This window comes from Geitlerinema sp. CS-897, from assembly GCF_028368005.1.
Classification (GTDB): domain Bacteria; phylum Cyanobacteriota; class Cyanobacteriia; order Cyanobacteriales; family Geitlerinemataceae; genus Baaleninema; species Baaleninema simplex.
In genome coordinates this window covers 20,925-32,838 of the sequence record NZ_JAQNCQ010000201.1, presented here as the reverse complement: position 1 = coordinate 32,838, position 11,914 = coordinate 20,925, and the positions used below count along the sequence as shown (strand labels likewise).

The window sequence follows — 11,914 nt, the reverse complement described above, 5'->3', positions numbered from 1 at the left end:
TTGTGGAAGGTTTAAACAACAAGTTAAAGCTGATTAAACGCAAAGCTTATGGATTTCGTAATTTCTGCAACTTTGAGCTTAGGAGTCAGCTTTCTATGATTTTTTCAGATTGATTCTGCATCTTAAGTTCGGAAGAGCCGTATAGATTTACATTTTTGAGATGTACCCTTTAACAATTTCTTCCTGTTGTGGTGTTTTTAAAATATACGAGTTGACCCGAAATGAGAAAATATCGAACTATTACATTTCGTGTTTGGTTAAGTTCGTCCGTCTTCTCACCACAATGATTATAGGCGAATTTTTCTTCTCTCAAGCCTAGCTACAAAAATATTACGTCGCCTTCTCCGACCAAGTTTTTCACTCTTACTTTGAGTGAATTCACCAAGTCTTCTACAAAAAACTCATTTTTAAATTTCCTCCATTATAACCTCAAACTCCGAAGATCCCGATTTTCTCGTTTTAAATCCTATTTTATGGAACAATCATCTCTTCAGATTCTCGGAATATTCAAGATTTTAAATTTTCGCCAATCTTCCAATATTGAATCAACTTTAAATTACGGATTATACTCGAAATCAAGTCCAGTTTGCCAGCCAATCCAATCGACATCTGAAGCCAGTCCCCAAACATAAATATAATCGCGATCCCAAAAACTTATACGATAGAGGAAAAGATAAGGAAAGTTGTCAGAATTAAAAAACTCCGCGACTTTTAGATGCCACAAACCCTCATTTATATTCTCAAATGCACGAATTTCGAGCGCTCCCGCTTTAATCAAAGCATTTTGAAAGGCTGTCGATCGATTAGAAGATGCTTCGCAGAGAATCCTATGATTGTAGCGATAATCATATCCGCCACCATAGTATCCATAAATACTAATAACTGGAAGGCGATCGAGCGTTTTTTGCAGGCGATCGCACAACGCTAAAGTTTCAATATGAATTCCCGAGTCTTGACTTGGAGGGACTAACTCATTTCCCGGATAGTCCTCTTCATAAAAAGTGATTTCTCGAGGCAAAGTTGGAATAACACAAATCCAATCATTATTTTTAGTTTTACCCAATATCGTATAAAATGAGAACAATCCCTCAGAAAACTCAAAAAAATCTTGACGTTTTTTACAGTTAAACTCAAGTCCGACAACTTCGGTAAACTCGGATTTGAGAATATCTAAAACTTCTCGATAAATAGTTTCTCGAAGCTCTTGGGTAGCTTTATCTAAAACATTGTCGCGATCGCCAGGATTATATTCCTCAATAACGCAACCTCGCTCCTCCAGACATTCCCAATCATAAATCGCAAATTTCGGATCGGTTGGCGTGACAAAATTTTCCGCTATGAGTAAATCTAATACATTCAACTCTCCCCGTTCTTCACCATCCCAGTAAATCGGACTTCTCATTAAAGTTTCCAAAGTGGCTAGTTTTTGAATCGCTTCGGGTTTCATAACTTCCTCTTTGTGGATTAATCTGGGTTTGACAACTGTGCTTTAGCAGCAGCGCGAACGAGACAATGGCTATCGTAAGCTAATTTTTCCCGCAATTCTTGAGGAGTAGCTGAATTGTTCGCAACAGCATAACGTTCTAACCAAAACGACGATGTGCTTCCCTCTTCCAACGCCGCAACAGGCGTTTGGGGATTCATCAATGCCATCAGCCGAATAAACGGTACGGTAGACTGAGTATATTGGGCGAGGATTTGCGATCGCTCGTCAGTTTTTGGATTAAAAGGAACGATCGCACCTCGAAGAGTGGGACTTGTGGTACGATTTCCTAAAGGAGACGGACGGTACTGCCATTCTGGAATTGTTTCTTGAAGAGAAATCGGCGTTTTAGGGTTATCCAAAACCGTTTGACGAACGCTGATTTTCTCGTCGTTGGCAAGTTTTTCTAAAATCGTATCGTTGACGTTGGGATGGTTGGCGATCGCTTGGCGAATTTCGGTTTCGGGTGCATCAGCCAGTTTCGCTAAAATTGCACTGTTGGCGTGGGGATGGTTGGCGATCGCTTGGCGAATTTCGGTTTCGGGTGCATCAGCCAGTTTCGCCAATACAGAAATCGGTGGGTTGTCGCTGTTTAAAACCTGCTTTAACACCGCCTGACGTACACTGGAATCAATATCTTGCGCCAACTGTTCGAGTAAGGAAACGGAGAGGTTAGGATTGTCTAAAATCTCTTGACGAACGCTGGCGCGATCGTCGTGGATGAGATGCTCTAAAATCGTATCGTTGACGTTGGGATGGTTGGCGATCGATTGACGAATTTCGGTTTCGGGTGCGTCAGCCAGTTTCGCCAATACAGAAATCGGTGGATTGTCGCTGTTTAAAACCTGCTGTAACACCGCCTGACGTACACTGGAATCGATATCTTGCGCCAACTGTTCCAACAACGGTTCGAGTAAATGTTGGTTGAAAACCAGATTCCGACGCACTGTCGCACTCTCGTCTTGTTGTAAAATGTCGATAATCGCCGGAAGTGTCGCAGACATCGCCACGACTTCGCGCACTCGTACATCTCGATCGATCGCCAATTGTTCCCACTGTTGAAGCGTTAGCTGGGGATGTCCGACGATCGCTTGACGAACTTCAACACTGGCGCGTTCGATGGCAATATCGAGAAGATCTGATGTCAGGTTCGGATTGCTGACGATCGCTTTTAACTGTTCGGTGTTTTCTTCGGGATCGAACGCTTCTTCGACGAGGGTTTTCAGAATTTCGATCGAGGTATTGGGATGACGCGCGATCGCCTGACGGAAACGATCGCGATCGACGGGAACTTCTGTATGTTCCCCCTCTCCTAAAGGCTGGTTTTCCCAATATCCTTCGTTTTCAAACAGGTTCGAGATAACCGCCTCGGACAAGTTAGGATTTGTGAGCGTGTTATAGCGAGTCGTAAAGTCTTTCCGCTGACTCAATCGTTCCAACGCTTTCGCCGGTGTGTTAGGATGTTTGGCAACGGTTCTCACCGTGGGAAGATACGAATCTTTTGCCAATTGGGTTAGGGTTTCGCTCGATGTATTAGGATGACAGGCGACGCGATAGCGAATCGTACAGTCTGGATGTTTTGCGATGGCGGCGAGAAGGTTTGGAGGAAATTTCCGAAGGAGTCGATCGCGATCGAGCTGTTGTCTTAATGTTTCAGAATTTCGCAATAATTCTTCAAAAAAATCCATCAATACATCGCTGGGAGTATTGGGATTGCGAAGGATTTGTTGGCGAACATAGGCATTTCGATCTCGTGAGAGTTTTCGTAAACTCTCAACTGGTGTATCGGGTTGTTTCGCGACTTCTTCTCGTACCTTTGGTGCGATATCTTCAGCCAAAATTTCTAAAATTACCGAAAAGATTTCGGGATTCAAAGGTTTGGATGGATTGATGAGACGAAGCCGAACGTTAACACTCGCATCTCGCGCTAATTTTCGCAAAATCAACAAGGGTAAAGTCGAACAACGCTCAGTAAGAATTAAACGGATTTCTTCGTCGGAATCTTCGACAAGCTGACTGAGTTTTTCTAGATCTCGAGTTTGGCGAGCGAGTATCCGCTTTTTGTGGCGATCTTCACGCACTTTCCACTCTTGCTGTTGAGATTTTTTCGTTTGTACTATCGGGTTAGAATTTGGCTTTGACTTCGAGAAAAATTTAGAACAGTTGACGGGAAGTCGATTTTTTATCGTTTCAGAAATACTTGAGTTTTGACAGAGGGCGATCGCAATTTGTTCGTCGTCATAGGTGGGATCGGAAAGTCTAGATTCCCATCTCAAGAAACTATGCAAATATTTAAGGTTTGGATATTTTTGCAGTAATTCATCATCTTCTTTACATCGCGACGGCCACAAACAATTCGACATCCATTTTAATCCCGCAGACTCGGGAAGTGTTAATTGTTTTAAGCGATCGTTCCACAACTCAGAAAGTTTATTTAACATCTCTGAATTATCTAAGTTTAGCCGCAAAAAACCTAAAAAATGACAGCACTTTCCAGAGCTTTCGTACTGAAAAATAAGAGGGTATATCTTTTCGATGAGAGAAGTGGGAATGTCGGGTTTCCTTTTCTTCAAGTTTCGCTTAAGTATTTGAGGTGGAGAAACCCAATTTGTGATTGCTTCTAAGATTAAAGAAGGAGCTTTTTCTTGATCTGCAAAATGCTTAAATAACTCTAAGTTTTTAAATTGCAGCAATAAATCCGAAAGTTCTTCAACTGCATGTTGAGATAAGTTAGGATGTTGGGAAATCGCGCAGAATTCAGGAATAGAACTCGTGAATTGAGATTCAAGCGTCCTAGGAATATGAAAGCGAGATCTTCGATATTCTTGAAGATATGCTGAGATTCGCTCGTAGCTTTCATTAAACAAACGTTCGAGGGTCAATTCACTTGTATTTAGATTTTCAACAACCGCTTCGCGAACTTGAGCGTCAGCGTGGTGAGATAATCTCTCAAGTGCCGTTTCTGAAGCTTGTAGGTTTCGAGCGATCGCCAAGGCAATCTCAACGGATTCTTCGGGTTTTAAACTGCATTGAAATGCCAATCGATCGAGAATTTCAACTGAGGTATTTGGATTTTCGGCAACGGCTTTACGAACCTCAAACCAATCCATTTTGGCGAGTTCGGCTAACGTTTCTGGATCGGCATTTTGGTTTTTGGCTGTCTCTTCGGTTCGATCGAATTCTTCGAGGAGAGATTGAAGACAGTAGGGATTGCTGCGAACCGCCGCACGAATTGACGGATCGCGATCGCCGATAAATCGGGTGAAAATTGATAAAGGTAATTTCGCCGTTTTCAGAAGAGATTGTAACTTTGGCTTGGAAAAATCTGGATCTCGAAATAGGCGATCGAACAAACGTTTCGCGTATCGTTCCGGTAAATCGGGATACTTTAAATTCCGAATCCCTGCGTCAACGGGAAGCCACTGGCTCAGAAACATCTCGGGAACCGATCCGAGTTTCAGCATCTCCACCACTAGGCGATCGTTTTGTTCCAAATCCGCCGCTTCCATCGCCGCATCAACTTCGGCTTGCCAATTTTCTTCGGCTTCCCCCGCGAGATTGACGTGCCATTTCGCCTCTTCTGCAATCTGCAAATCTTCACTTTCGGCGAGTTCGCGCAAAATCTCGGTTGAGGTATCGAGTTTTCTGGCGAGTTGATACCCCGCATCGCGATCGCCTTGGCGGTAACGTCGCAACAGTTCGCGGTTCTCCATGACAAACTCCTCTAAAATCCAGTTTCTCTGCAATGTTCGATCGAATTAATCGGTTTGAGTTTTCCTATCGTCTTCGTCTAACGTCACTCCTGCATAAATCGCTTCTACCGCCACAGACAACCCGACGCTTTCTAATTCCAACACTTCGCCGACACTGTAGGTGCGATACGTCCAAAATGTCTCTTGTCGCCGAAAACGCTCGACGAGTCGATGGCTAGTGTTAACGAGGAGGTATTCTTGCAACGTTGGAAGTTGGCGGTAGTTTTCCCATTTGCGTCCGCGATCTTTGGCTTCAGTCGCCTGAGAGAGTACTTCAACTAACAACTCGGGAAAGCGAATCTCTGTCGTCGCCGTTCGATCTCGATCGTCGCAACTGACGATGACATCCGGGTAAAAGTAATTTCCCGTCGCTTCTACCTGCACTTTTACATCTGCGACGTTTACCCGACAGCCTTTCGGACGCAAAGCGGCTCGTAATCGATCGTTGAGGTTGAGTGCGATATCGTTGTGAGCGATCGTCCCGCCAGTCATAGCGACGACTTGTCCGTTGATGAATTCGTAGCGTAAATCTTGCAACGGCTCCCATGTCAAATACTCTGAAGCGGTCATCTCGAACGAGTCAAATGCTGCAACCATCGTCTCGAACCCTCCGCTGTGACTGTTACGATCTCATTTTAAACTAAATTGAATAAAAAATCAATATATCGAACTCGATAAATTAAATTGAATAAAAAATCAATAAACTGAATAAAATAAAGCCGTTTGGCGAACTCCTTGCCGAATTTACCAAACAGCTCTATCTGGTAAGCTTCAAGGGAAGCCTTAACGCCTTACTCCTCGCTAGTCGAGTGAGATGGCTGTCGATCGCGCAGGTAGTGTGTGAGGGCGTGCAGCCCTAAAATATAGCTGTAATATCCAAAACCGCTAATTTGACCGATCGCCACCGGTGCGATGTACGAGTGATGGCGAAAGGATTCTCGCTGGTGAATGTTGCTCAAGTGGACTTCAACAGTTGGGATTTTTACCGCCGCGATCGCGTCTCGTAGCGCTACGCTGGTGTGGGTGTACGCGGCGGGGTTGATCAACAACCCATCGTACTGCCCCCAAGCCTGTTGGACAGCATCGACTAACCCACCTTCACTGTTAGACTGAAAGCACGAAACTTTAACGTGTAAAGTCCGTGCTTCTAGATCGATCAGGCGATCGATCTCGTCTAGTGTCACCGAGCCGTAGACGTTGGGTTCTCGCTGACCTAGAAGATTTAAATTTGGCCCGTGGAGGACGAGCGTTCTAAGCCAGTCTGTAGACGCAGAGGACACCAATTAGACTACCGACGAATTCGGCGATCGTCAACGGGAATTGGAATGGGTTCGGGTTCGGGGCGAACGTCGGGGCCTAACAAGGCGTCGATGAGTTTCCGCGCCCAGTCCCGAACCTTCTCCAATACCTTTTCAATGTAGTCCATCAATCAGATAGCTCCTTCAGTGCGGCCTGATAATTCGGCTGAGCCAAGATTAAGGTAGCTCTACCAAAGATTGGTTCTCTTCCTATCATAGCGAAATGGCTTCAAAGGATCAAAGTCATCCGAGCTTGGGGATCGCGGTTGCTCGGATGGATGTAGGAGAAGCTCGCTCGATCCGTATTTTTTTAGATTTCGGGCAAACAGACTCTTTCACAGAGCGATCGCAGGCAGGAAGTACTGGCGTGCGGCTAAACTTGAAGTTTCTCGGGGCTGTCTCTAGTGAAGATCTCGGTGCGAACCGCTAGGGCGTGTCATCAATTAAATTCAGATTCCACTTAGGGAAAGGCTTTCAGCGATTTCAGTTTCAGATCGGATTAAACCTGAAATTCAGTGTTGGCAAGGAGTCCACAGCTAATTGGTGACAGACCTTATCCTGGCAACCTGTCCGTTCCCTCGAAGTCTTAGGTGTTGAGATTTACAGACTCCCAGCCTGCCAACACGATTTTACCAATGGTTCGACCCGCTTCAATGCGAGCGTGAACGTCCCGAAGATGTTTAGCATTAATGGGACAGACAACATCGTTGCAAGTCGTTGTCAGCGTCCCCTCATCGATCGCTCGACTCACTTCGTTGAGGAGGAGTTGCTGTTGAAGCATATCTTCTGTGCGATACATGGCGCGAGTAAACATTAACTCCCACACCAAACCCACGCTTTTCTTCATCAATACCTCCATATCCAACGGTCTGTAGTTTTCCACAATGGTACAAATGAGTCCCTGGGGGACGATCGCCTCGGCCATGGCGTCCCAGTGACCGTCTGTATCGTTGAGACAAAGAATGTAATCGACGGTCTCGTACCCGATCTGTTTCAATTCCTCGGCCAAATTGTTACGATGATTGACGACCTCGTCCGCACCGAGTTTTTGGCACCACTGAGCGGTTTCAGGACGAGAGGCACTTGCAATCGTCTTGAGTTTGGCAATTTTCTTCGCAATCTGGATGGCGATCGAGCCAACCCCTCCAGCACCGTTGACGATTAAAATCGATTTTCCTGAGTCTTCACCTGTTTTGCTAATTTTCAAGCGATCGAACAGGGCTTCCCACGCCGTCAAGGTTGTTAACGGTAGTGCAGCCGCCCGATCGAACCCCAAAGACTTCGGTTTATGTCCGACGATGCGCTCGTCGACGAGCTGAAATTCACTGTTACTCCCCGGACGTGTAAGATCCCCGGCATAGTAAACTTCATCGCCGGGTTTGAAGGCCATCACCGATTCGCCGACAGCCGCGACCACCCCGGCAGCATCCCAGCCCAAAATACGGGGTGTCGTTTCCACTTTATCCTTGGGTGCGCGTATTTTGGTATCTACAGGATTGACTGAAATCGCTTTGACCTCTACCAGAAGGTCGTGTCCTTGAGGTTCGGGGCGTTCGATCTCAACATCTTGCAAACTATTTGGATCGGCGATCGGAAGGTATTTGTAAAGTCCAACAGCTTTCATGACAGTTATCTGAGCTTCAAGATACAACAACTTCTCGTGTTTGTACGAACGAGCGAAGCAGATCTCTATCGATCTCGAGAAAAAATTAGCATAGCCAATTGTCTTTTGTAGACTGCTTCTTTTGAATGAATTTAGCTTAGCAAGTTGCTTTTGTTTTTAGAATTGCTTTAAACTTAAAAATACTTTTCAGAAAAACTGAACGATCGCACCGACTCATGACTAAGATTGACGATATGGAGCTATTTGTGCGAGTCGTCAAAGCCGGTGGATTAGCCGCCGCCGGTCGCCAGCTCGGTCTTTCACCAGCCAGTATGACCGCACGCCTTAAAGCCCTAGAAGCTCGCTATGCCACTTGCCTGCTCAACCGCAACACCCGTAGCATCTCCCTGACTGATGCAGGACATCGTTTCTACGAAGCCTGTTTGCGAGTTTTAGCGGCGATCGCAGAAGCCGAAGCGACCTTCGAGGTTGGAAAACCAGAGCTTTCTGGGCAGTTGCGCGTCACCGCTCCTTCCGACTTCGGCCGTCAGTTTGTCGCGCCAGCCTTGGCTGACTTTGTGCGCGAACATCCCAAGGTCGTTCCTTATTTGCTTCTATCCGAACACACAGTCGATTTAATTGCTGAAGGCTTTGACTTGGGGGTTCGTTTGGGAAATTTACCCGATAGCAACTTAATGATGCGATCTCTAACTACAGAGAACCGACGTGTAGTTTGTGCTTCGCCCAAATATTTAGAACAATATGGAATTCCACAACAACCTCAAGACTTAAAACACCATCGCTGTCTCGTCATGGAACGCTTGGGTGAAAAATTCGATCGATGGTGCTTTAAAAAAGAGTCGAGTTCCCCAGCAATTTCAACGACGATCGAAGTCCAGGCAGCTTTCATCGGTGGAGATGGCGCCATCGTGCGACAGTGGGCGTTAGCCGGTGCGGGAATTGCCCTGAAATCGTTTTGGGACATCAAACGAGATCTCGACGCCGGACGCTTAATCGTACTGTTCGATGACTATATCGTGGGTGCGTATAGCGGCGACGATCGCACCGTAGGATTGCAGCTTGTCTACCCGAGTCGAAAATATCTCCCCAGACAAGTCGCTGGTTTCATGGAATACTTCACCCAATACATTCACCAATCCCAATCCAATCGACCTGATACCAAATCCTGTTCCCAAACCTGCTAAACTTTTAAGCTACAAATTCCATGTAGCTTCTTCACCTTTATATAACTAATTCAACTGATTCGTGAAATCCTATAATCTGAAAGTACTGTAGCACGGCGACCCCAACTACAGAGAGCGTTCACAATTCAAATGATTTTGCTATAGGTAAATTCTTCATCTCTCTTTAAGTTCCCCTACTGGCAAATAGGGAACTATCGTTGCTTTTCTCAGCATCGCTCTTTAAGTCTGAAGTTTCAACTATTACAGCGTAGCTTTGACAACTGGATCCCGTATTAATTCATGGCTACACCCTCACCGTCACCGGAAAACCCATCGCCGCACAACTGGCCGACGCTCCCTGGAAACCGCCAACCGGTCAAGATGTGATTCGTCCTTGGGACGATCCTGTCTATCAGAAGGGACACTTAGCGCTTCTCAAGTAGCGTCGGTGCGGTGACGAATTTGGATTTGGATCTATCGTCGAGTAGCCGCGTTGCATACAACGCAGCTACGGGGTGAATTTTCTCCCCCTCTCTCCTGTTCCTTTGCTCCCCTTCTAATATTATTGACCCGGAACGAACGCCCCAATTTCCTCTCCTTCGGGGTTGAGGACGTTTAAAGGAATGCCCGCGTTGAGGCTGATGAGTTCTAAACTGTCGATCGCCCGTTGGATATGTTCGTTGAGTTGGGCTTGGGCTTCGGCGTTGTTCTGACGCGCCGCTTCGAGATCGAGTTGGCGAACCCGTTCGACGTAATCGGGGAGTAGTTTGACGACGATGCGATCGCCGCTGACTTGGTACTGGCACATTTTGGGGGTTCCGCCACAGACTCGCGCCAAATCCCGTTTCGCGCGATCGATAGTCTCGTTAAGCTGTTGGGCGGCGATCGCCTGTACCAGAGCGTTGGTGTAGCCGCGCACTAACGGCGGAATCCGATCGGCGTAGGCGGTTTGACTGGGGATTTGTTGCGTGTAGCCGATGGCTTGCTGCCATTTCACCACGGCGCGTTCCCATTCTTGGCGTTCCTGAGCGGTTTTGGCTTCGTCGGCTAACGCCAGCGCGCGATTGTAGAGGTTTTTCGCGATTTGTTCTTGAGTTTGTCGCTGTTGGGCGGTGTTAAGCTGCGGCCCGTAATTGCGAACGAGGTCGCGGGCGGTATCGGTGGAAGTCGTCCCTTTGGGAACTCGCATTAAGGCACGAATTGCCGTGCGCCAGGTGGCGTAAACTTGCTGCCATCCGGCGAGATCTCGAGCGCTATTCTGACGCGATCGCGCCACTTCCGCCGCCGATCGCGCGGCCGCTAACTGTTCTTCTCCCCGTCGTTCGAGGATGGCTCGCCGACGCACGGCGTCCAGGTTGTTCTGGTATTCTTCGGCTTTGGCTTGGGCGAAACCGTGGGCGGGATTGTCTGGGGGAACGGCTTCGAGTTGGGCGATCGCCTGTTCCCACAACCGTTCCATCTGCCGCCACTCGCTCAGGGAATGGGGCGGGTTTTGACTCATTTCGGCAGCTCTCATCGCCAAATTGAGGGCGGGGTTGAGGGAGGTTAGTTCTTGAGATCGCGCTTGCAGTCGGTCTTCGAGCTGGCGCGTTTTACCGTTATGGAGCGACCAAGGGGGAATCGGTTCGAGTTCTGTCAGGGCTAACTCGAGTTCCTGACGCGCTCGCACGAACGAGTCGGTCGTGGGTTCGGCTTCTAAGAGAGAAAGGGCGTTACGGGAGAGGGTCTCCGCGCGATCGAGGCGATCGCACGACCCCACGACGCAGGGACGGGTCAAGGCGTAAGCCCCCGCCACCAACGCCAGCACTCCCAGCGTTGCAGCCCCCGAGACGAGCGCGACCGTCAGCTGAGAGTCAGTGCGATCGCTCGCGCTTTGGGGTTTCCGCGACGGTGTTGAAGACGGAGAAGACGGACGAAAGGCTTCAGGGGTAGCGGGAGAGCTGTGCATCGACTCAAAACCTAAATTCGACGAGATGTTGAAAGACGCGCAAAAACACGACGAAGACTTGTCTTCGCTATTCTATTACATGGATTTGAATTTGCCCGTCTCTGGGGCGATCGCGGTTTTCTCTAATATTCGTTCAAAGAAAGATTAAACGAATAGCCCAGATCTCAACGACCTGTGCTAGAGTGTGGCAAGACATCTGTTCGGCGGTTAGATTGATTCTGGTGCTTAGTTTTTCCGGTCGTGCAATCTCCGCGAGCCTTTGTCTTTTCGTCTTTTCGGTTCCTGGAGTTGCTCCATGTCAATTTATATTGGAAATCTGTCCTACGACGCCACGCAAGAAGATCTCAGCGCCATCTTTTCTGACTACGGAACAGTCAAACGAACGCAAATTCCAGTCGATCGCGAAACGGGAAGGTCTCGCGGTTTTGGGTTTGTTGAAATGTCTTCTGATGAGGAAGAAGAGTCGGCCATTGAAGCGCTAAACGGTGCAGAATGGATGGGACGACAACTGCGGGTCAATAAAGCTAAACCGCGCGAACGCCGTCCTCGCAATGGGTTTAACGGCTCCGAACGTCGCGCGGCTCGCTACTAAACCGCGCTTTTAGACCGTTAGGGAAACGTTTTGTTTCTAATACAGTCTTTTGAG

At 47.5% G+C, this 11,914-nt stretch carries 10 protein-coding genes; 3 read left to right on the top strand and 7 right to left on the bottom strand.

The genetic code is table 11. The annotated features are described in order from the left end of the window. The coding region (locus tag POG22_RS12815) for a transposase (protein WP_498903168.1) at positions 1 to 113 on the top strand (113 nt) is incomplete at its 5' end. A gap of 443 nt (positions 114 to 556) precedes the next feature. Here POG22_RS12815 and POG22_RS12810 read toward each other — a convergent pair. From POG22_RS12810 to POG22_RS12785, 6 genes are all read right to left on the bottom strand, one after another. Continuing rightward, a complete protein-coding gene (locus tag POG22_RS12810) occupies positions 557 to 1,447 on the bottom strand; it encodes a hypothetical protein (protein WP_498905669.1) in 891 nt (296 codons plus the stop codon). Positions 1,448 to 1,464: 17 nt separating this feature from the next. Beyond that, positions 1,465 to 5,196 (bottom strand): hypothetical protein, encoded by a 3,732-nt coding sequence (locus tag POG22_RS12805; protein WP_498905667.1) that lies wholly within the window; start codon positions 5,194 to 5,196, stop codon positions 1,465 to 1,467. Between the two features lie 45 nt (positions 5,197 to 5,241). Further along, on the bottom strand, positions 5,242 to 5,832 hold the full coding sequence (locus tag POG22_RS12800; RefSeq protein ID WP_498905665.1) for a Uma2 family endonuclease: 591 nt from the start codon (positions 5,830 to 5,832) through the stop codon (positions 5,242 to 5,244). A 194-nt stretch (positions 5,833 to 6,026) separates the two neighbouring features. After that, on the bottom strand, positions 6,027 to 6,515 hold the full coding sequence (gene aroQ / locus POG22_RS12795) for a type II 3-dehydroquinate dehydratase (protein WP_498905663.1): 489 nt from the start codon (positions 6,513 to 6,515) through the stop codon (positions 6,027 to 6,029). Positions 6,516 to 6,523: 8 nt separating this feature from the next. After that, positions 6,524 to 6,661, bottom strand: a complete 138-nt coding sequence (locus POG22_RS12790; protein ID WP_017660054.1) for a hypothetical protein — start codon at positions 6,659 to 6,661, stop codon at positions 6,524 to 6,526. Positions 6,662 to 7,119: 458 nt separating this feature from the next. After that, positions 7,120 to 8,157: a zinc-binding alcohol dehydrogenase family protein gene (locus POG22_RS12785; RefSeq protein ID WP_498905661.1), complete on the bottom strand. Its 1,038-nt coding sequence runs from the start codon at positions 8,155 to 8,157 to the stop codon at positions 7,120 to 7,122. Between the two features lie 215 nt (positions 8,158 to 8,372). Here POG22_RS12785 and POG22_RS12780 point away from each other — a divergent pair, with 215 nt between their 5' ends. Next, positions 8,373 to 9,341 (top strand): LysR family transcriptional regulator, encoded by a 969-nt coding sequence (locus tag POG22_RS12780; protein ID WP_498905660.1) that lies wholly within the window; start codon positions 8,373 to 8,375, stop codon positions 9,339 to 9,341. Between the two features lie 541 nt (positions 9,342 to 9,882). On the opposite strand, the gene POG22_RS12775 is transcribed toward POG22_RS12780, so the two are convergent. Next, positions 9,883 to 11,268: a hypothetical protein gene (locus POG22_RS12775; protein ID WP_498905658.1), complete on the bottom strand. Its 1,386-nt coding sequence runs from the start codon at positions 11,266 to 11,268 to the stop codon at positions 9,883 to 9,885. Between the two features lie 295 nt (positions 11,269 to 11,563). On the opposite strand from POG22_RS12775, the gene rbp reads away from it, so the two are divergent. Next, entirely contained in the window at positions 11,564 to 11,860 is a 297-nt protein-coding gene (gene rbp, locus POG22_RS12770) for an RNA-binding regulator (protein ID WP_026097527.1), read from the top strand. The last annotated feature ends 54 nt before the right edge of the window (positions 11,861 to 11,914 follow it).